Here is a 20230-nt window from a genome sequence, read left to right as displayed (position 1 = left end):
CGGTCGGCTCAGATGACGCGGACGCCGGCCGCCTTCGGGCCCTTGGGGCCCTGCTCGATCTCGAACTCGACGCGCTGGTTGTCCTCCAGGCTGCGGTAGCCCGCGGCGTCGATGTCGGAGTAGTGCACGAAGAGGTCGGGGCCGTCCTCGCGGGAGATGAAGCCGAAGCCCTTCTCCTGGTTGAACCACTTCACGGTGCCCTGGGTCATGTTCCTGTTCCTCACTGGGGCTGGGTACGACCGCCGCGGACGCGGCGACCGGGTCGGTTCCAGACGGCGACTTCTCCAGCTTGTCCGGCAAGGCAAAGAAAACGGCACCCGCAACATCGTTCCACGCGCGTGGTCGACACCCGCGCGTACTTGGACGACCACACCGCACAACGACGCCGCGGGCCGAATCGTTCCCCGGCCGGGCGGCGGGTGCGCCAGATCACCCGATCAGGGTTCCCCCACCACCACGCGCCAGGTGACAGCGGGACGGCTGAAAGCCCTCACGTGGCGGCGAGTGCGCAAGATCACCCGATCAAGGTGCCGCCCACACCACGCGCCACAGTGGCGGCGAGACGGCAGAAAGCCGTCACGTGCGGGCGGTGGTCGCCCTCGCGGCGCGCGATCACGGCCTGGCTCAGCCCGGCCTCTGGTACGTCCAGGAACCTCAGCGGCGCACCGGGGGCCGGGGTCTGCGTCCGCGCGATCTCCGAGCACATCGCGATCACGCCGGGGTTGTGCGCGATGGTCTGCGCGATCTCGGGCACGGACCACGCCTCGGTGACGAACTGCGCGGGCGCGAGACCGTTGCGGAAGTCGTTGAGCAGCCAGTGGTCGCTCACGGCGGTCGGCGTGCGCGCGGGCCGCGCGGCGAGGATCGGCAGCGGCAGGATGTCCTCCAGCGCCACGGAACCGGCGTCGGCCAGCGCGTGCCGCTCGTGCACGACCACGACGCGGCGCTCCTCGTACAGCACGTGCCAGGCGTGCTGCGCGGGGTCGAGCGGCAGGCGGGTGAACGCCACGTCCACCTCGTCGCGGGTCAGCGCGGTGTAGGCGGCGGCGACCGGCAGCTCCGCGCGGAAGTGCAGGCGCACCTCGGGGAACGCCGCCGAGTAGGCCGCCAGGATGGACTGGGTCAACGCGCCCGCGGCGGCGTAGATCATGCCCACGCGGAGGTCGCCGGCGGCCTCGCGGGCGGCTTCCCGCGCGGCGCGGACACCGTCGTTGACGATCGTCATCGCGCGGGTGGCCGGTTCGAGCAGCGCGCGCCCGGCCGCGGTCAGGCGCGGACCGCCCGGCCGCCGGTCGAACAGCGGGTGCCCGATGGACCGCTCCAACGCGCGGATCTGCTGGCTGAGCGTGGGTTGGCTGATGTGCAGGCGGGCCGCCGCCCGGGTGAAGCCGTTCTCCTCGACAACGGCCAGGAAATAGCGCAGATGGCGCAGCTCCACCATGATCGCCCCCTACCCGGGCCACCGTTCCGCACCCGACAGTAGCGCTCGGGAGCGGGTAATAGTTTCGGCCTATCGGGGCATCGCGGCCGCGTCTTGGACGGCGGCCCCGGTTTCGGCGGACACTGGGCACGTCCTCGAAGTCCCGCTCGGCTCGACGCCACCGCCCGCTTTTCCCGCGGGCAGCGGGCACCCCGGTCCGCGGGACCGGATCGGGCGTGCTCCGCGGGGGTGGCACGGGTTCCGGCGGGCGTGCGGGGTCCGCCGGAATCCCGTGCGCGACCGGGGTTCGAGGCCGGTCACCGCACCGCGTTCGACGCCACCCGCTTTCCCGCGCGGCGTCGCGGGTTCGCCGGTTTCCCCCTCCCGCCGGATGACGTGTCCGGTGAACACACCGGAATATTGTTCGCATTTACCGCCGGCCACGCGGCACAACCGCCGTTCGGCCGTTCGCCTTCCACGTTCGCGCAACCTGTCACCGGCCGACAGTTCCCGAACGATGACAAGAGCCGCCGACCTCGTTAGCGTCGTTGTCATGTCAGGTCGCGTCTCCACTCATCGCCGTCCGCTCCACCCGCGTCGGGTCCGCGTGGTCCGGAGCGGTTCGACCCGGGGGACCGGCGGGTCCGCGCCGCTCCGGCGCGCCGACCGGGCATGATCGGGAGCACGCCCCGGAAGGCGTGGCGATTACCGCGAAGGGTGTGCGCGGAGACGACATGGCGGATGCTCCCGCCCGGTGGGCCGAGGTGACCGGCCCGGCCGGGTTCCCGCTCGCGGTCGAGCTGCTCGGGCCGGTGCGGGCGCGGCGGGACGGTGTGGAGGTCGACGTCGGCGCCGCCCGGCGGTCCGCGGTGTTCGCGATGCTCGCGACGCGGGCCGGGCAGGCGGTGTCCCGGGCGGAACTGATCACGGGCGTGTGGGGCGACGCGCCACCCGCCACGGCCGAGGCCGGGTTGTACAGCTACGTGTCCGGGCTGCGACGCGCACTGGAACCCCGGCGGTCACCGCGATCGGCGGACGGCCTCCTGGTATCCACCGGCGGCGGCTACTCGCTGCGGATCGACCCCGCGTCGCTGGACGTGCACCGGTTCGAGCAGCACCGCGCACGAGCGCGGGCGTTGGCCGACACCGATGTCATCGGCGCGTTGCACGAGCTGGAGCACGCGCTCGCGCTGTGGCGCGGCGAAGCGCTGGCCGGGGTGCCGGGTCCGTTCGCCGAGGCGCAGCGGGCGCGGTGGGGCGAGCTGCGGTTGGCCACCGTCGAGCAGCGCGCCGGGCTCGCGCTGGCCGCGGGCCGCGGCGCCGGGCTGGTGGACGAGCTGACCGCGTTGATCGGCGAGCACCCGGTGCGGGAGGGGCTGCACGCCCTGCTGGTCACCGCGCTGCACCGGGAGGGGCGGCAGGGCGAGGCGTTGGGGGCCTACCGCGCGGCGGAACGCGTGCTGGCGGACGAGATGGGCATCGAACCCGGTCCCGCGCTGCGCCGCGCGCACCGCGAGGTGCTGGAACCGGTCGCGGCGCGGGCGCGGCGGACGCCGCCGGCCGAGGTGGTGGGCACCGGTTTCGTCGGGCGCGCGGAGGAGCTGGGCGTGCTGCGCGACGCGGTCGCCGACGTGGCGGCCGGACGTGGCGGCGCCGTGTGGTTGGCCGGCGAGCCGGGCATCGGGAAGTCCGCGCTGCTGGCCGCGGGGCTCGCGGGCGCGGCGGACGCCGGGTGCCGGGTGGCCTGGGCCGCCGGCGACGAGCTGGGCGGGCGGCTGCCGCTGCGGGTCGTGCTCGACGCCCTGGACGTGATCGGCGGGCACGCCGACCACCTGGTGGACCGGGCGGCGCTGGCGAACGAGTGGCCGCGTGCCGTGGACCGCCTGGCCGAGCACGTGGCCGCGGTGTGCGCGGACGGGCCGCTGATCCTCGTGGTGGACGGCGTGCAGTGGGCCGACGAGGCGAGCGTCCGGTTCTGGCAGGGGTTGCTGCGGCTGCCCGCCCGGCTGCCGCTGTTGCTGGTCGCCGCGGCACGCCCGGTGCCGCGCCGGGCGGACGTGGCGCGGGTGCGGCGCGCGGTGGCCGACACCGGTGGCCGGGTGGTGGAGCTGGGCGCGTTGCCGCCCGCCGACGTGGCGGCGCTGGTGACCGGCCTGATCGGCGCGCCACCCGGACCCGACCTGCGTGCGCTGTGCGCCAAGGCGGGCGGGAACCCGCGCTACACCAAGGAATTGGTGGACGCGTTGCTGCGGGACGGCCGGATCGAGTTCCGCGACTGCGTGGCCGTGGTCGACGGCCTGCTCGACCGCGACTGCGTGCGGACGGTGCCGCCGACCCTGCTGCCCGCGTTGACCAAGTGGCTGGGCTTCCTGTCGCCGGAGGCGACCGGCGTGCTGCGGTGGGCGTCGCTGCTGGGCGACGAGTTCTCCCTGGGCGACGCCGCGACCGTCGCGGGCAAGCTGGTCTCGGACCTGGTGACGGCGGTGGACGAGGCCGCGGCGGCGGGTGTGCTGGCCGACGCGGGCGCCCGGTTCACGTTCCGGTACCCGCTGCTGCGGCACGCGTTGTACCAGGGGATGCCGGCCGCCGTCCGCACCGCGCTGCACCGCCAGGCCGCGCAGTCGCTCGCCGAGGCGGGCGCGCCGGTCGACGTGGTGGCGCGGCAGCTCGCGGCGGCGCCGACCGCCGTGGACACGTGGGCGGCGGACTGGCTGGTCGCGCACGCGCGCGTGCTGGCGGAACGCGCGCCGGACCTCGCCGCCGGGCTGCTGCGGACCGTCATCGACCACCCGTCGGTGGCCGCGGCGACCCGGGAACGGCTCGCGGCGCGGTTGGCGGACCTGCTGTTCCGGCTCGGCAGGCGGCCCGACGCCGAGGCCGGGTACGTGCTGGCCCGGTCCGACGACCCGGAGCTGACGGCCGAGATGCGGTGGATGCTGCGTTACCTGCGGCACGCGAAGGGCGGCCCGACGGCCGCGACGGCGTTGCGGGCGGCCGTGTCCGAGGAGGACGTGCCCGCCGTGTGGCGGGCACGGGTGGCGGCGTTGCTGTCCACCCCGCCGCACGCCTCGGGCGAGGAGGCGGAGCGGATGGCCCGGCTCGCGTTGCGCCACGCCGAGGAGGCGGACGACGCCTACGCGTCGGCACACGCGTGGCGGGCGCTGTGGCTGGCGCACGCCACGCGCCTGGACCACGACGGCGCGCTGGTGTGCGTCGACCGCGGCCTGTCCGCCGTGGCCGACCGCGCCGACCTGCGTGACTGGCACGCCCGGTTGACCGCCGACAAGGCCGCCACGCTGCGGCACCTCGACCGGCTCGCCGACGCCGACGCCGTGCTGCGCGCGGGTCTCGCGGCGGACGACGGGTCGGAGGCGCTGCGCACGGCCGCCGCCACGCACGACTACTGGCTGGGCCGGTGGGACGCCGTGACGGGCTGCGCCGCCGCGCTGGTCGCCGCCCGCCGGGGCGAGGTCGGCGGCATCCCGGTCATCGGGCGCGCTCCCGCCGACGGCCACTGCTACGTGTTCGTCGCCGAGGCGCTGCGCGCGGAGGCGGCCGGGCAGCCGGAGCGGGCGCTGGCCCTGGCGCAGCGGCTGCTGCCGACACCCCGGACCGCGGGCAGGCACCAGTGGCTGCCGCTGCTCACCCGGCTGGCGCTGGGCGCCGGGCGGCGCGACCTCGCGGTGCGCGTCGCCGCGATGGGCGCGGCCGACGCCGAGCTGGAGCGGCGGCCCGGCGGTGCCGCCGCCGCCGCGCTGCGCTGCCTCGGGCTGGTCGACGGCGACCCGGACCCCGTGCTGGCCGCCGCGCGGCGCTACCGCGAGGTCGGCCGCCCCGTGGAACTCGCCGAGGCGCTGGAGGACGCCGCCGCGCTGCTCGCCGCACGCGGGCGGCTCACCGCCGCGCGGACCGCGTTGGAGGAGGCGGTGGCGGGTTACCACCGGCTCGGCGCGGTGCTCGACACCGATCGGGCCCTTCACCGGGCCGCGTCGCAGGAGGGCAGAACGGGATGACGGCCTCGGCACCACCGCTCCGGGTCGCGCTGCTGGGCCAGGTGCGGGCCTGGGCGGGTGAGCGGGAGGTCGCGCTGGGCTCGGCCCGCCAGCGCGGTGTGTTCGCCGTGCTGGCGCTGCGGCCGGGCGCGGTGGTGCGCCGCGACGAGCTGATCCGCGCCGTGTGGGGCGACGACGCGCCGGCCACCGCCGAGGGCAGCGTCTACACGTACGTCTCGGTGCTGCGCAAGGCGTTGGAGCCGGAACGGCCCCGCGGCGTGCCGTCCCGCCTGCTGGAGTCGGCCGGGTCCGGCTACCGGTTGGTCATGGACGCGACCGCGTCGGACGTGGCCGCGTTCGAGGAGCTGCGGCAGCAGGCGCGGCGGCAGCTCGACAGCGGCGTGCCGGAGGAGGCCGTCCGGTCGCTGGACGAGGCTTTGGCGTTGTGGCACGGCACCCCGCTGGCCGGGCTGGACGGCCCGTTCGCGCGGGCTTACCGGGCTCGGCTCGGCGACGCGCGCAGCGCGGCCCGCGAGCTGCGGGCCGAGGCCGCGCTGGCGACCGGCGCGCACCGCGACGTGATCGCCGAGCTGGGCGCGCTGGTGACCGAGGAACCGCTGCGGGAGCACGCCCGCGAGCTGCTGATGTCGGCACTGCACCGGGCGGGCCGGGGCGCCGAGGCGCTGGAGGTGTTCCGCGAGGCCCGGCGCGTGCTGCGGGACGAACTCGACGTGGAACCCGGTCCCGGCCTGCGTGCCGCGCACGAGCGGGTGCTGGGCACGCGGCCCGAACCCCGCCGGGAGGCCGTGCGGGTGTCGGCACCGCCCGTCGCCGTGCCGGTCGAACCCGTGTTGTTCGGCCGCGCCGACGAGATCGGCGTCGTGCGGGAGCTGATCGCCGACCTCACCGCCGGCCGGGGCGGCGCGCTGTGGGTCGAGGGCGAGATGGGCATCGGCAAGTCGACCCTGCTGGACGTGGCGCTGGCCCGCGCCGCCGCCGCGGGCTTCCCGGTGGCGCACGCCGTGGCCGACGAGCTGAGCCCCCGGTTCCCGCTGCGGCCGGCGCTGGACTGCCTGGGCGTGGACGTGCGCTCGCCCGATCCGCGGCGCGCGGAGGCCGCGCGGGAGCTGCGGGACCGGCGGCCCGCGTCCGGCTCGGTGTTCGCCGGCGCCGACCCGACCGCGCAGGCCGTCGACCGGCTGGTGGCGCTGGTGGAGGAGCTGTGCGGTGACGGGCCGCTGGTGCTGGCGCTGGACGACGTCCAGTGGGCCGACGAGGACAGCGTGGAGCTGTGGCGGCGGCTCGTCGCGAGCACCCGCCGGCTGCCGCTGCTGCTGATCGCCGCGGCTCGGCCGGTGCCGCGCCACGGCGGTGTGACGCGGTTGCGGCGGGACGTGGAGCGCGGCGGCGTGGTGCTCGACCTCGCCCCGCTGAGCGACGCCGCGGTGGCGGGCGTGGTGGCCGCGCTGGTGGGCGGCGAGCCCGGTCCGGTGCTGCGCCGGATCGCGACGTGGGCGGGCGGCAACCCGCTGTACGCGCGGGAGGTCGCCGAGACCCTGGTGCGCGAGCGGGCCATCCGGTACGACACGGGGCTGGCGGACGTGTCGCCCGACGTCCTGGACCGCACGCCGCCGTCGTTGGTGTCGGCGGTGGCCGACCGGCTGGACTTCGTGTCCGCGCCGACCCGCGAGGTGTTGCGGTTCGCGGCGCTGCTCGGCGGTGAGTTCGCCGTCGGCGACCTGTCGCTGGTGCTCGACCGGCCGGTGCCCGCCCTGCTGCCGGCGTTCACGGAGGCCATCGCTGCGGGCGTGCTGCGTGACGCCGGGCCACGCGTCGCCTTCCGCCACCCGGTGCTGCGGCAGGCGTTGTACGAGAGGACACCGCCGCCGGTGCGCACCGCGCTGCACCGGCAGGCGGCGCAGGCGCTCGCGCGGGTCGACGCGCCCGCCGAGCGCGTGGCCGGGCAGTTGCTGGCCATCTCGGACGAGATCGGCGCGTGGGCGGTGCCGTGGCTGGTGGCACGCGCGCCCACGCTGGTGCACCGGGCGCCGCTGGTGGCGGTCGAGCTGCTGCACCGCTGCATCCGCTCGGCCGACGGCCAGGACGACCGGTACCCGGTGCTGACCGCCTACCTGGGCACCGCGTTGTTCCGGATCGGGCACGACGCCGAGGCCGAGGAGCAGACCCGGCGCGCCCTGCCCCGGCTGCGCGACCCGGACCGGATCGCCGAGGCGCGCTGGACGCTGGCGTACGTGCCGTTCCGCGCTTCCCGCCCGCGTGACGCGTTGGAAGCGCTGGACGAAGCGCTCGCCGACCCGGTGCTCACCGACACCTGGCGGGCGCGGCTGCTGTCGTTGCGCGCGCTGGTGCAGCGGGCGGGCGTGGGCGAGCTGGACGCGTCGGCGGCGAGCGCGCGCCTGGCCATCGAGGCGGGGCGGCGCGCGGGCGACCCGTTCGCCATCGGCCAGGCGCTGGAGGTGCTGTGGCAGGTCGACGTCGTGCGGCGGGACTACGTGCGTGCCGTCGGCTACCTCGACCAGGCGCTGGAGGTCGTCGGCACCGACCAGGGCTTCACCGACCTGCGGCTGGTGCTTTTGGACAACCGGGTGTTCACCCTCCAGTGCCTGGACCGGCTGACCGAGGCGACGGACACGCTGCGCCAGGCGTTCGCCGTGGCCGGTCCGGGCACACCGGTGGCGGGCCTGCACCTCGGCGCGGCCGTGCACCAGTTCTGGCTGGGTGGTTGGGACGAGGCGGTGGGGCGGCTGGATCAGCTGCTCGCGGACGACCCGGAGCTGACCGGGTTCGGGTTGCGCGAGGGCGGTCCGGTGCTGCTGCACGGCGTGGCCGCGTTGATCGCGGTGCACCGCGATGACGACGTCCGGCTCCGGGCGCACCTCGCGGCCGGCGGCGAGCTGCCCCTGGTGACGGTGGCGTACCTGGAGAACTGCGATTTCCTGCTGGCGGCGCAGGCGACGGCCGCCGCGCGCGCGGGCGACCACCCGGGCGCGGTGCGGTTGCTCGGCGGGATGCTGGACGCCGCGCGTGCCGTGGAGACGACGCTGCGCCACCAGTGGTTGCCCGAGCTGGTGCGCATGGCGCTGCACTGCGGCGACCGCGCCGCGGCCCGCGACGCGGTCGAGGCGTGCGAGGAGGAGGCCGGTCGGGAGACCTCGGTGGCACGGGCCGCGGCGGCGGCGCGGCGCTGCCGGTGCCTGTTCGACGAAGACCCGGACGGGCTGCTCGACGTGGCCGCCCACTACCGGTCGGTCGGCCGCACCTACGAGTTGGCGCAGACCCTGGAGGACGGCGCGGTGCTGCTGGAGCGGCGGGGTCGCGGCGCGGAGGCGGCGGACACCCGGCGGGAGGCGGTCGCGCTCTACCGCGGGCTCGGCGCCGCGTGGGACGTCCGCCGCATCACCGGCGGCTGACGCACCGGGCGGCGGAGGAGCCGCGCTCCCCCGCCGCCCGCCCCCGGTCCCCGGGCGACCCCCTGCGCCGCCCCGTCCCGGTCCGCCCGGCCCTCGCCCGGCCGGCCCGCGTCCCGTCGACCCGCACCCGGCCGGTCCACACTCGACGCACCCGCGCCCGACCGGCCCGCTGCCAACGGTTCGGACGATCCACCGACCGGCCCCCGACCGGTCGGTCCACGTCCCACGGCCCGCGTCACCGCTCGGACGCCCCCTCCGCCTCGTCGGCGGACACCGCCTCGATCACGCCGCGGTCCGACATCGTCCACTCCGCCGTCACGGGCGCGGGCCGGACCCGCGAGCGGCGGGCACGCACCACCAGGTCCACCACGTGCCGCAGCCGCGCCGCGTCGGCGGTCGGCGCGGCCACCTCAGATCACGCCCTTGCGCAACGCGTAGGCGACGGCGTGCGGCCGGTTGCGCAGGTTGAGCCGGCTGGTGATCCCGTAGAACACGTTCTTGATGGTCCGCTCCGAGTAGCACAGCGTGGAGGCGATCTCGGCGGTGTCCAGCCCGTCCGCCATCAGCCGCAGCACCTCGACCTCGCGGTTGGTGAGCTTGCCGCGCTCCGACGCGGGCGCCACCAGCTGCCGCTGCAACCTCCGCACGTGGTCGAGGAGTTCGGCCACCATGTTCGGCGGCATCACGCCGCCACCGGACGCGGCGGCGAGCACGGCGCGCAGCACCCGGTCCCCCGTCGCGCCCGCCCGCGGCAGGATCGCCACCGCGCGGCACTCCACGGCGGTCAGCACGTCCGCCTCGCCGATCTCGTCGAGCACCAGCACCACGGGTACCCGAACCTGCGCCGCCAGCCCGCGCAACCGGGCGGCGACCTCCTCGCCCAACCTGCTCACCGCCACCACCGCGACCTCGGCCTCGGCCCAGCGGTCCGGACCGACCAGGGCGACCTCGGGCCGCGCCCCGAGGAAACTGGTCAGACCCGCCATGCTGAGCTGATCCGCGGCTTGGACGACGACCCGAACTCGCTTGTCCACCACTGCCTCCCACAGTCCCGGATTGCACATCCGAGTGTGCGAGGCGCGGCTTCACGTCTTCTCAAACGCGTCTACAGCGGTTCTTCAGAAGACCTTCAGAGCCGGTTCAAGCGAACCGTGGCGAGGGTGCTGCCAGCAAACTCCGACGTCGGCGCGCGGTCAAGACCGCCATCCGCGCCGAAGCCGCTCCAGTACCGGTGCGCCGCGGCCAGCACGTCCACCAGGCCGCGGGTCGGCCGCCAGGCGGGGTAGTGCCGGCGGAAGCGGCGGGTGTCGGTGAGCCACCACCGGCCGTCCGCATAACCGGGTTCCGGGTCGTACTCGAACCGCACCTCGCGACCGGTCAGGTGCTCGTACTCGCCGATGACCTCCAGCACCGAGTGGCCGCGGTCCCGGCCGCCACCGGCGTGGTAGACCTCGCCGGGGCGCGGCGCGCGGTAGAAGTGCCAGATCATCTCCACCAGGTCGGCCGCGTCCAGCACGTCCCGCACCTGCTTGCCGCCGTGGCCGCGGATGGCGAACGGCGTGCCGCGCACGGCGTCCCGCACGAGCCGCGACACGAACCCGTGCCGGCCGGGCGGGGCGTGCTCGGCGGAGGTCAGCGGGCCGGAGCGGAACACGCCGACCGCGAGGCCGTGCCGCCGACCGTGGTCCTGCGCGGCGAGATCGGCCGCGAGCAGGGACAGCGCCGGGAGCGACCGGTCCGCGCGACCGAGCGGGACCGACTCGTCCACGCCGTGGTCGTGCCACCGGTGCACCGGGTCCAGCTCCCAGCGGGTGGGGGCTTCCACCAGCGGCAACCCGCGCGACAGGTCGCCGTAGACGTCGATCGCGGAGTCCAGCGCGAACACCGCGTCCGGGCAGTGCGCCCGGACCGCCTCCAGCAGGGCGACCGTGGTGTGCGCGGCGGGGTCGAACGCGCCCGGCGGACCGGCGGTGGGATGGGCGGGGTGCGCGGCCGTGTGGACGACCAGTCGCACATCCGCGCCGTACTCGGCCAACGCCCGGGACACCGCTTCGGGATCACGCAAGTCCACCGGGTGGTGGTGGACGCCGTTCGGCGTGCCACGACGCGGTGGGCCGCCGAGCCCGACCACGAGGTCGAACCGGGTCGACAGCACCCGCACGGCCGCGCCGCCGACCACTCCGGCCGGTCCGGTGACCACGGCGATGTCCATGTCGCCTCCTCCGCTCGCTTCGTCGTACACCTCGATGGTGTGCCTGCCGCAGGTGTCCGGGGAGGCGCGCGGGCCACCGGTGCCCGACTTGCCGCCCGCGGTGCCCGGACGGTCAGGGGCGGCGGAAGAACTCGACCTCGCCCAGCGCGACGTGCCTGCCCTCCGCCAGCCCCGCGGCGGTGCGCACGGTGAAGCGGATCTCCACCACGTCGCTGATGCCGGTGTCGGTGCGTTGCGGGCCGGGTCGGTCCTCAAGGTGCAGGGTGAGCGCGCGCGTGCCGCCGTCCGCCGTGGTGACCAGGACGTCGACCGTGGTCGGGCGCGCCTGGCCGGCGAAGCCCTCCTCCTCGGCGGACGCGCCCGTGTGCACGACCAGCGACAGCAGCCGGAACGGCGCGGCGAACGCGAACCGCACCTCGTCGCCGACGGCCGGCGCGCCCCAGTACCGGTTGGACAGCCCGTCCGCCGCGGAGGTCGCCGGGTGACCGGGGACCTCGGCGTTGGCGGTGACGCCCGCGGGTGCGACGGGTGCGGCCGTGGCCAACCGGTCCCTCAGGTCCTCCCACAGCTCCAACGCCTTCGGGTGGAACAACCACGCCGCGACCACGAGGACGACGACCGCCAGCAGGGCCGCCAACCGGCGCAGCCACCGCGAGCGGTCGCCCCGCCACCGCCACCGGCCCCGCCGCGCGGCCGGCGTCGCGGTCCCGTCCGGGTGCAGCGGGGTGGCGCAGCGGCGGCAGAACCTCCGGTCCGGCGGGTTCGTGGTGCCGCAGTTCGGGCACGGCGGCCCGACCACCGACACGTCGGCGCCGGTGGTCGGCAACGGCCGCTTCGCGTCCGGCCGACCGGGCGTCACCGGCCCGAGGTACCCGGCAGCCCGGTCCCCCGCCGCTCCACCCACCTGGCGGGGCCCGCCGGCCGACCGCTCGTCACGCCGACCCGCCGCGTCGAGGGGTGCCCCGGGCGGGCCAGGCGGGTCGACCGCACCCGCTCCCCGCGGCTCGTCGACAACGCCCGCCGCCGCGGACGGCCCGACCGCGCCGGGCGGGTCCGGCGGCCACCCGCTCTCCTCCACCGGCGGTCCACCAGTCGCACCACGCGGTCCCGGCGACCACCCGCCCTCCCGCACTGGCGGCTCATCGACCGCGCCACGCGAGCCCGGCTCCTCCACGCGTGGTCCACCGGCCGCGTCCACGTCACGCGACGACCGCTCCGCCACCGGCGCGGGCGGTGCGGGTCGAGCGCCCCACCCCAGGTAGTTGCCGCAGTTGCCGCAGAAGTCGTCGGAGGCGTCCACCGCCGCGCCGCACTGCGGGCACGACCGGGCCGTCACGGCTCCTCCCCGGACCGCACCTCCACGGTGAACCGGAGGTGCACCGGGCACACCGCGGCCACCAGCGCCGCCACGCGGTCCGGGTCGACGGGCCCGGAGCCGGGCCGCACGCGCACCACCACCTCCTCCACCGGCGAGCCGGGCAGCTCGGTGTCCGGCGTGGTCGACCACCGGACCCCCGCGCCGTCCGACACCTCCGCCCGCACGCCGAGCGCCAGCTCCAGCCGCTCCACCAGACCCCGCGCGGTGCCGCGGCGTTGGTGCAGCGCCACGGTCCGGCGCACGACCTCCCGCCGCCGCGCCACCGGCCACGCCGGGTCGACCTCCGCCGACACCCAGGACGCCAACCACACCACGAAGTCCTCCGGCGCGAGCGCCGGGTCCAGGTACGCGGGCAGGTTGTCCAAAGTGGACAGGATCGCGGACAGCACGGCGTCCAGCCCGCCGGTGAACCGCTGCGCCAGGTCGTCCGCGGCGTACAGGCCGGGCAGCATCCCGCCGAGCGGGTGGGTGCTCGGCAGCTCGGGCAGCGCGGCCCGGCTCATCGCGCGCCGACCGCGACCTGGTGCTGGTGCGAGAACACCAGCGCGTTCGGGGCGAGTTCGAGGTGTTCCACCGGTGTGCCGCGGGCCCCGGTCAACGGGTTGGCCGGGAACAACCGGACCTCCTCCACCAGCGTCACGCCCGGAACCCGTTGCAGCACCGCGAACACCTCCCCGAACTGGACCGACCGCCCGAACTCCCAACCGGTGCCGTCCGGACCGCCGCGCAGCGGGTTGAGGTACCGGTACAACGCGTCCAACGCCTCCTGGTGCACGCGGTTGCCGTCGGGCGCCGCGGAAACCAGCCGGGCCACCACCGTGATCCCCTGGTAGCGCGGCGGTTCCACGACCAGCCGCGCACCGATCATCCGACGCTCGTCCAGCCGGCGCGCCACCGTCGCCAGCACGTCCTCGGACGGCATCAACTGCTCGAACCGCAACCGGTCGCCCTCGTCGGCGACCGCGTCGGGCACCACCAGCACCCGCGCGCCGCCCGCTTCGCCGGTCACCGGCAGGCAACGCACCCTCGCCAGCGACGGCACGGCCTGCCGCGCGATCAGCTCGTGGTCCTCGGCGGTCACCGCGCGCTCCCACACCCGGAGTTGGTGCGGCACCCGGACCTTCGCCTCGTCCACCGTCTCCGCGTCGACGCCGCCGATCGCGGCCTCCCGGTTCTCCACCGACGACACGTACGGCTCGGAGCTGCGCAGCACGGAAATCGCGCCACGCGCCACGTTGCCCGCCCGACCGCCGCCCGTCCGGTAACGGGGCACGCGGATCGCCGCGCCCTTCGCCGGCACGGCGCCGTAGCGGCGCAGCGAACCGTCGGGTTCCCGCACCGCGGGCGGGAACTGGAACTCGCCGGCGCTCGCGTCCAGCACCACGTGCCGGTCGTCGGGACCGGACGAGCCGAAGTCCTCCACCGCGGTCCAGTCCACCCACCCTGCGCCGTCGGACACCTGCACCACCACCGGCTCGCCGTCGGCCAGCACCGGCGCGGTGGGCAGCCGGAACCGCTGGCCCGGCACACCAGCCGACACGCCCAGCAGGACGTCGTCCTCCACCTCGGCGTGCTCGACCGCCGTGGTGCCGCCGATGGTGAACGCCTCGGCCTCGCGCACGGTCGGCGACTCGCTGTAGAACGGCTGACCGGCCAGCGGTTCGGTCACCCGGCACCGCAGCCAGCCCGCGCGCTGCCCGGCGACGACGGACGCGGTGTGCCCGGCGGGCACGTGCAGCACGACCTCACCGGGCCGGTTCAGGCCGCCCGTGGTGTCCTCGTCCGTGGCGCACTCGACCCACGCGTGGCCGTCCCACGCCTCCCACACCAGCGGCGGCTGGCGCGGGTCGACGCCGATGCCCTCCACCTGGCTGTCCAGCCGCAGCACCACGGCGCACCGCGGCACGGCCGCGGACAGGCCGAACAGGGTGGCGTCGCCGGGCGCGGGCGCGGCCTGGAAGCACGCCACGTCCTTGCCCGCCTCCAGGTCCCTGGTGCGGTCCGCGTAATCGCCGCGCGCGGACGCCGTGACCAGGCGGGTCAACGACGACGGCACGATCGGCAGCTCGTCGGCGGTCGCGAACACCACCGGCTCGTCGGTGTCGCCACCACCCGTGGCGACCTCGGTGCCCGCGGGCAGCAGCACGGTCTCCGGCTGCGGCGCGGACAACCAGAACGTGACGTCCGCCCGTGCCGCCGTCGGCGGGAACAGCCGAACGCCCAACAGGTCCAGGAACGCCAGGTAGTTCTTCTCCGGCACGCGGTTCAGCCGGTACACCAGCTGGTCCACCATGTGCGCGAACGTCTCGATGAGGGTGACGCCGGGGTCGGACACGTTGTGGTCCGTCCACTCCGGACAGCTCTGCTGGACGTACCGCTTGGCCTCGTCCACGAGCTGCTGGAAGCGGCGGTCGTCCAGGTCGGGCGCGGGCAGCACCATCAGTTTCCGCCCCCTTCCTCGGAGGGGATCGTGTAGAACGGGAACACCAGGTTGCGCTGGTCGTTGGTGGCGCGGACGGTGTAGTGGACGTCGATGTAGAGCGTGCCGACCTCCACGGAGTCGAACGCCACCACCACGTCGGTCGTCTCGATCCGTGGTTCCCAGCGGTCCAGCGCGATGCGCACCTCGCGGGCGATGTCGCCCGCCGTCGCGTGGTCGGCCGACGCGAACACGTGCTCGTGGATGCCGCACCCGAACTCGGGCCGCATCGGGCGCTCGCCGGGCGCGGTGCCCAGGATCAGGCGGATCGCCTGCTGGATCTCCACGTCCCGGTCCACCATCGCGATACCACCGGTCGGGCCCACCCGCAGCGGGAAGCCCCAGCCGCGGCCGATGAAGTCGGGGTTCACCGCAGCCCCCCGATGAGCACCGTCTTCGCGCCGAGCACGATGGTGGCCTGGCAGACCGCGCGGTCGCCGACGACCGCCGCCGGCACGCCACCGATGAACACCGAAGGCGGTGGCACGGGTCGGGGCAGCACCACGTTCGACGGTCCCAGCAACGGGTCCGGTGGCTTGACGCAGGCGTGCACGCACCCGATCACGGCGGCGGGCGCGTTCTCGATGAGGACCGTCACCACCTTGGCCGCCAGCGCGGGTTGCGGCGGGGGCGCGATCGAACCCCCGTGGGACGTCTTGTCGCCGATCCGGGCGGCGAAGGCCATGTCGTGTCTCCTCCGGTAGTCGGGTGGCGTCAGTTGAGCCGGATGAGCCGGCCCTTGACCTGGACCACCCCGTTGCGGGCGTCGAGCGTGATACCGGTCCGGTCGACCACCAGCGAGCTGAGCACCCGCCGCCCGCCGGGGCCGCGCACGTTCAGCTCCAGCCGGCCGCGGGTCTCGTTCACCTTGACCTCCAACTGCTGGTCGCCGCTGGCCAGCCGGACGCCGGAGTTGCCGGTCGCGTCCCACAGTTCGAGCCGGTTCCCCTTGCGGGACACCAGGGAACGGCGGTTCACCCGGCCGCTGCGGCGGTCCACCAGCGCCCGGTCGTGCCGCGCGGGCTGGTCGACGCCGTTGTAGAGCCCGCCGAGCACGTAGGGCCGGTCCAGGCTGCCCTGCTCGAACCCGACCAGCACCTCGTCGTTGACGTCGGGGCTGATCACCCCGCCGCCGCCGACGCCGCCGAACTGGACCGTGCGCACCCAGTCGGTGACGTACTTGTCGTCCAGCCACGGGAACTTGAGCTTCACCCAGCCCCGCTGGCCGCCCTCCTCCTTGATGTCGGTGACGATCCCCGTCGCCAGCCCCGGCATCCTGGTCGGCGGCGAGCCGACACCGACCAGCCCGGTCAGCGAGCGGTCGGGCGACGCGCTGACCACCACCGTCGTCCGGTAGCCGACCTCCTGGTCGAGCACGTGGCTGACGGACGTCGCCGTGTACCGGCCGCTGAACGCGGGACCCGCGTTGCCCAGCGCGATCGGGACACCCGCCCGCAGCCTCGGATCGCCCAGCGCGACGGCCTCCAGCTCGGCGAAGCCCGCGCTGATCGACGCCTCCAGCGATTGCGCCGCCGCCATCGCCTCGGCCTGCGTGCCGTACGGCACGTCCGTCACCAGGTTCCTCGTCTTCGTGCGGAAAGCCTGGCTCGCCGTCAGCGAGGACACGCCCGGGATGGCGGTCTTGCTGCGGGTGTTGTTCCGCACCGCCACCACGGCCTTCTTGCGGGACACGTCCCAGCCGCGCACCTGCACGCCGTTCGCCTGCTCGGCACTGCTCAACGCCGCCCGCACGGCGACCAGGTTGCTGCCGAACTGGAGCAGCGTCGGGTTCTTCTCCGGTGACGACGCGGGCGACGGTGCTTTCGCGGCGGGTTGGAGCTTGGTGAACTCCAGCCGCCCGCGTTCGTCGACCCGCACCACCGCACCGTGTTCCCGGGCCAGCACCTGGAGGAAGTCCCAGTCCGACACACCGGGCTGGCTGAGGTGCTTGTAGGTGATCCGCGACGTCTCCACCCGGCCGACGGTCAACCCCGCGTTCCGGGCGACCTTGGCGATCACGGCGGACGCCGTCATGTTCTGGAACGCCTCCACCCGGCGGCCCCGGAACAGCCGGTGCGCCTTGCTCATCGCCCGCACCACGGTGTACGTGCCGGTGCCGTCGACCTCCATCTCCAGCCCCGTCACCTCGCCGTCGAACAACCGCTCCGGGGACGACGAACCCACCGACACCACGGACACCTTCAACGGCGAGCCGATGGTGATCCCCGTTTCCTCCAAGAACTTCTTCTTGTCGTCCAGGTAGGTGACGACCGCCGTGTCGGGCAGACCGACGCTCTCGTCCACCACGCAACTGGCCATCCGCGTGACCCACTTCGCGGGGATCGGGCGGTTGGCGACGACGATCGCGCTGGCGGCGACCGAGCGGACGGCGTTCATCGGGTTCCCCTTCGGCGGTGCGACATCGTCATCGGGAGTCCTGCTCGGCGTCCTCGGCGCCGCTCGCGCCGGGCAGCAGCAGTTCCGCGCCCGGCGTCAGCACCATCGGGTCGTCGATCCCGTTGGCCTCGGCGATGACCCGCCACGCGTTCGGGTCGCCGTACTCGCGCCAGGCGAGCTGCGGCAGGCTGTCGCCCGCCACGACGCGGTGCGCCCGCCGCGCCTCGCGGGAACCGGAGGTCGGGTTCTGCCCGGCCGTCTCGACACCCGCCTCCTCGATCGACAGCGAGCACGTCGCGCGCAGCGGTTTCCCGTCCACGTCGAACAAGGAGTACGCGACGGAGAGGCTGGACAGCACGCCGTCGAACGACACCGACTTGGCGGTGCCCCACTCGAACCGGACCCACGGGCTCGCGGGTTTCTTGTTGCCGATGCTCTTCTTCGTGGGCACGCACGCCACCATCAGCTTCTCCACGTTCTGCTCCACCGAGTTGTCGTGGGTCGCGGTGGCGTCCAGGAAGACGTCCACGCTGAGCGTCCGCGGGCCGCTGCCGACGAACTCGGGCAGGGAGGTGCTGCTCGCCATCCGCGCGGGCAGGCGGCGCCACTCCACGGACTTCTGGAGCGCCAGCGTGCCGGGGTTGAACTGGAACGCGACGGTCGACATCTTCGCCCCCGGCTTGCCGCCGACCTCCGTGGGCGGCTCCATGATCACCAGGCGGGCCTTGACCAGGCTCGCGCCGGGTTTGCGTGCCACGACGTGCTCCCCTTCCGCGTCAGGACGCCGCGAGCCCCTCGTGGGAGAACTCCAGCGTCTCCACGGCGGCCTGCGACTGGCTCGGGTCGAACGACGGGCCCTGCCAGCGGATCGGCAGCACGCCCAGCACCTGCCACCGCACGATCGGCGTCAGGTCGGGTGCCAGGGCGACGATCTCGCCGTCCTTGCGCTCGGCCCGCTGGACGACCTCGCCGAACCACTTGAGCACCTTCGCCGAGTCGGCGGTGACGGGCCGGGTCATGGTGATGTTGGACCAGGTGATCCGCGAGGGGAGCTGCCAGGTGAACCCGTTGTTGCCGCCCTCGGCGAACTGCTCGACCTCCATCTGCGCGCCCAGTCCCTCGCAGGTGTGGAACGCGCCCAGGTCGTTGCCCGCCACGGAGAGCTGGAAGAAGACGCTGCTGGCGAAGACGTCGTCGGTCATCGGTGTGCTCCTGTCGTGCCGGTGTCAGCGGCGTCGGTCGTGCAGCCGCCCGGCCCGCTCCCGCCCGCCACGCAGTTCGGCACGCAGCAGTCGGGCGATCGGTTCGAACAGCCTCCGGGCGAGGTTGTCCAACTCGGCCGGTCGGAGGTCTCTGATGAACTGCTCCGCGTCCACGGGCGCGGTGTGCTCCTGGTCGGTGTGCTGGTCGGTGGTCGCGGGTTCGGGCGACGGTGGCCCGGGGTCCGGGACGGGTGCGCTCGACGGGCCTGCGGCGGCGGTGCGGGCGGGGCCGATCCGTTGCACGGTCGGGTTGTCGATGCGGAAGTCCTGGCGCTTGGTGGTGGGGGGAGGGTTGATGGGCAGCGGCGGCGTGCTGACGCGTGGGGAGACCGGCCGGACCACCCGGTGAGCCGGGGTGCCCGGATCGTTGGCGGGATGGGGCGAGGGGTCCGCCACCGGTGCCACTCGCCGTGCTACCACCGGAGGGCTGCCCGCCGTCGCCACCGGGGTGCCGGCTCGCGCCACCGACGACACGGCATCCTTCGCCACCACCGCGGTGCCTTCACGCGGCGGACGCCCGAAAACACTTCCTCGCGGCGTCGGGGCTGATGCACTTCCTCGACGCGTCACTGCCGGGGTGGGCGGGCGCTGCACCGCCGTGCCCCCTTCCGGCGTACTGCTGCCGGCGCTGGACGGCCAGCGCGGCCGGACCACCGGGGTTCTCTGCACGGGTGCCTTGTGGGGTGTTGGGTGGGGAAAGTTCAGCTGTGGGGTCAGTGGCCGGTTTCCCAGCAGGGGCACGATCCTGCCTATCGGGCGAGCGCTCTCGGATCGGGGCTCCAAAGGTACGACGACCGGGGCCTGGCGGGGCTGTTCGACCTGCGGTACCGGTTTGGGCGCGGATGCGTTCTCACGGACGGCCGTGGCGGGCATTGCCGGGAGTTGCTGTCCCAATGTCAATCGTGGGGCGGGCGGCGTGGTGCTTCGCGTGGGCTTTCGCTGCACTGCTTTCCCGCCGCTTGGGCCACCGTCCGGCGGGATGGCGGTCGCGGGCATCCGCGCCAGGGGTTCGCCCAGCAGCGGTGAGGAAGTTCTCCGCGCCGCGGGTGCGTCGTGCTGCGCGGTTGCACCCCTCGTGGCGACCGCGGTTTCGGCCGAGCTTGGAGGTGGCTGGTCGGTGTGGACCTCTGCCGAGCGCGCGACGACAACCGGCGTGGCGCTCCGCGCGACGGGCACCCGGCGAACCGGCACGCTGGGCCGTGGAGCAGCGACAAGCGGCACCCCGATCCGCTTCAACCGCACCGGCCCCGAGTCCGGAACGTGAGCCGTCGCAACCGCCATCGCCGGTCCCGCGATGGCCTCGCTACCCAGAACCGGTCGCGAATCCCGCACCTCACTCCGCGCGGCACGCTGCACCGGCGCATCGAACGCGCCGCCCGCAACCGCGGACCGCAACACCACCGGCCGCGCCGACGGCTCGACGGAACGCGGCACCGACCGCGACACACGCACGACCGGCACGGCACTCGAAGGGGGCCGTGGCCCGGACTGCGCCACTCGCCCGGCCGACGACTCGACTACACCACCCGAGCCGGCCGACGGCACCGACCGCGACACTACCGGCCCGACCTGCGCCCCAGCCGAACCGGACAGCGGCCCGGTGCCTGTCGCCGAAGCAGGCACCGCAGTTCCCCCAACCGGTCCGACAGGCCGGGCCAC

Annotated in this window: 16 protein-coding genes; 2 read left to right on the top strand and 14 right to left on the bottom strand. The window is 74.9% G+C overall.

Annotation, left to right across the window (positions count from 1 at the left end; genetic code table 11):
* Positions 1–8: 8 nt before the first annotated feature.
* Together KZQ38_RS24120 and KZQ38_RS24115 are read right to left on the bottom strand one after the other, a co-directional pair.
* Positions 9–209 carry a cold-shock protein gene (locus tag KZQ38_RS24120; RefSeq protein ID WP_219444755.1) on the bottom strand — a complete coding sequence of 67 codons (201 nt, stop codon included), beginning with the start codon at positions 207–209 and terminating at the stop codon, positions 9–11.
* A gap of 305 nt (positions 210–514) precedes the next feature.
* A complete protein-coding gene (locus KZQ38_RS24115; protein ID WP_219444753.1) occupies positions 515–1441 on the bottom strand; it encodes a LysR family transcriptional regulator in 927 nt (308 codons plus the stop codon).
* Between the two features lie 713 nt (positions 1442–2154).
* On the opposite strand from KZQ38_RS24115, the gene KZQ38_RS24110 reads away from it, so the two are divergent.
* Entirely contained in the window at positions 2155–5433 is a 3279-nt protein-coding gene (locus KZQ38_RS24110; protein ID WP_219444751.1) for an ATP-binding protein, read from the top strand.
* Complete coding sequence (locus KZQ38_RS24105; RefSeq protein ID WP_219444749.1) at positions 5430–8843, top strand: ATP-binding protein; 3414 nt, start codon at positions 5430–5432, stop codon at positions 8841–8843. The genes KZQ38_RS24110 and KZQ38_RS24105 overlap by 4 nt, the downstream gene beginning before the upstream one ends.
* A gap of 235 nt (positions 8844–9078) precedes the next feature.
* Here KZQ38_RS24105 and KZQ38_RS24100 read toward each other — a convergent pair whose 3' ends face one another.
* From KZQ38_RS24100 to KZQ38_RS24045, 12 genes are all read right to left on the bottom strand, one after another.
* Positions 9079–9252, bottom strand: a complete 174-nt coding sequence (locus tag KZQ38_RS24100) for a hypothetical protein (RefSeq protein ID WP_219444747.1) — start codon at positions 9250–9252, stop codon at positions 9079–9081.
* Between the two features lies 1 nt (position 9253).
* The gene (locus tag KZQ38_RS24095; RefSeq protein WP_308258566.1) at positions 9254–9877 is read right to left on the bottom strand and encodes a helix-turn-helix transcriptional regulator; all 624 of its coding nucleotides are present in this window, start codon (positions 9875–9877) and stop codon (positions 9254–9256) included.
* Positions 9878–9972: 95 nt separating this feature from the next.
* Positions 9973–11055 carry an NAD-dependent epimerase/dehydratase family protein gene (locus KZQ38_RS24090; protein ID WP_219444744.1) on the bottom strand — a complete coding sequence of 361 codons (1083 nt, stop codon included), beginning with the start codon at positions 11053–11055 and terminating at the stop codon, positions 9973–9975.
* A gap of 112 nt (positions 11056–11167) precedes the next feature.
* Positions 11168–12391: a zinc-ribbon domain-containing protein gene (locus KZQ38_RS24085; RefSeq protein WP_219444743.1), complete on the bottom strand. Its 1224-nt coding sequence runs from the start codon at positions 12389–12391 to the stop codon at positions 11168–11170.
* Positions 12388–12936 (bottom strand): phage tail protein, encoded by a 549-nt coding sequence (locus KZQ38_RS24080; RefSeq protein ID WP_219444742.1) that lies wholly within the window; start codon positions 12934–12936, stop codon positions 12388–12390. Before KZQ38_RS24080 ends, KZQ38_RS24085 begins: the two co-directional genes overlap by 4 nt.
* Positions 12933–14873 (bottom strand): putative baseplate assembly protein, encoded by a 1941-nt coding sequence (locus tag KZQ38_RS24075; RefSeq protein ID WP_219444741.1) that lies wholly within the window; start codon positions 14871–14873, stop codon positions 12933–12935. Before KZQ38_RS24075 ends, KZQ38_RS24080 begins: the two co-directional genes overlap by 4 nt.
* Positions 14873–15283 (bottom strand): GPW/gp25 family protein, encoded by a 411-nt coding sequence (locus KZQ38_RS24070; RefSeq protein WP_219444740.1) that lies wholly within the window; start codon positions 15281–15283, stop codon positions 14873–14875. The genes KZQ38_RS24075 and KZQ38_RS24070 overlap by 1 nt, the downstream gene beginning before the upstream one ends.
* Positions 15280–15597, bottom strand: a complete 318-nt coding sequence (locus KZQ38_RS24065) for a PAAR domain-containing protein (RefSeq protein ID WP_219444739.1) — start codon at positions 15595–15597, stop codon at positions 15280–15282. Before KZQ38_RS24065 ends, KZQ38_RS24070 begins: the two co-directional genes overlap by 4 nt.
* Positions 15598–15626: 29 nt before the next feature.
* Positions 15627–17309, bottom strand: coding sequence for a VgrG-related protein (locus tag KZQ38_RS24060; RefSeq protein WP_219444738.1), 1683 nt, complete (start codon positions 17307–17309; stop codon positions 15627–15629).
* Between the two features lie 28 nt (positions 17310–17337).
* The gene (locus KZQ38_RS24055) at positions 17338–18066 is read right to left on the bottom strand and encodes a CIS tube protein (RefSeq protein WP_308258565.1); all 729 of its coding nucleotides are present in this window, start codon (positions 18064–18066) and stop codon (positions 17338–17340) included.
* A gap of 19 nt (positions 18067–18085) precedes the next feature.
* Positions 18086–18511 carry a phage tail protein gene (locus tag KZQ38_RS24050; RefSeq protein WP_219444737.1) on the bottom strand — a complete coding sequence of 142 codons (426 nt, stop codon included), beginning with the start codon at positions 18509–18511 and terminating at the stop codon, positions 18086–18088.
* Positions 18512–18535: 24 nt separating this feature from the next.
* Positions 18536–18913, bottom strand: a complete 378-nt coding sequence (locus KZQ38_RS24045; RefSeq protein ID WP_219444735.1) for a hypothetical protein — start codon at positions 18911–18913, stop codon at positions 18536–18538.
* Positions 18914–20230: the final 1317 nt, after the last annotated feature.

It is taken from the genome of Saccharothrix obliqua (assembly GCF_019375475.1).
GTDB lineage: Bacteria > Actinomycetota > Actinomycetes > Mycobacteriales > Pseudonocardiaceae > Actinosynnema > Actinosynnema obliqua.
The sequence above is the reverse complement of the archived record's forward strand: the minus strand, read 5'-3'. Positions and strand labels throughout refer to the sequence as shown.

Coding starts and splice junctions, on each gene's coding strand:
- KZQ38_RS24110 (WP_219444751.1), top strand. CDS start 2,155: ATGGCGGATGCTCCCGCCCGGTGGGCCGAGGTGACCGGCCCGGCCGGG.
- KZQ38_RS24115 (WP_219444753.1), bottom strand. CDS start 1,441: ATGGTGGAGCTGCGCCATCTGCGCTATTTCCTGGCCGTTGTCGAGGAG.
- KZQ38_RS24080 (WP_219444742.1), bottom strand. CDS start 12,936: ATGAGCCGGGCCGCGCTGCCCGAGCTGCCGAGCACCCACCCGCTCGGC.
- KZQ38_RS24050 (WP_219444737.1), bottom strand. CDS start 18,511: ATGACCGACGACGTCTTCGCCAGCAGCGTCTTCTTCCAGCTCTCCGTG.
- KZQ38_RS24120 (WP_219444755.1), bottom strand. CDS start 209: ATGACCCAGGGCACCGTGAAGTGGTTCAACCAGGAGAAGGGCTTCGGC.
- KZQ38_RS24060 (WP_219444738.1), bottom strand. CDS start 17,309: ATGAACGCCGTCCGCTCGGTCGCCGCCAGCGCGATCGTCGTCGCCAAC.
- KZQ38_RS24090 (WP_219444744.1), bottom strand. CDS start 11,055: ATGGACATCGCCGTGGTCACCGGACCGGCCGGAGTGGTCGGCGGCGCG.
- KZQ38_RS24075 (WP_219444741.1), bottom strand. CDS start 14,873: ATGGTGCTGCCCGCGCCCGACCTGGACGACCGCCGCTTCCAGCAGCTC.
- KZQ38_RS24105 (WP_219444749.1), top strand. CDS start 5,430: ATGACGGCCTCGGCACCACCGCTCCGGGTCGCGCTGCTGGGCCAGGTG.
- KZQ38_RS24065 (WP_219444739.1), bottom strand. CDS start 15,597: ATGGCCTTCGCCGCCCGGATCGGCGACAAGACGTCCCACGGGGGTTCG.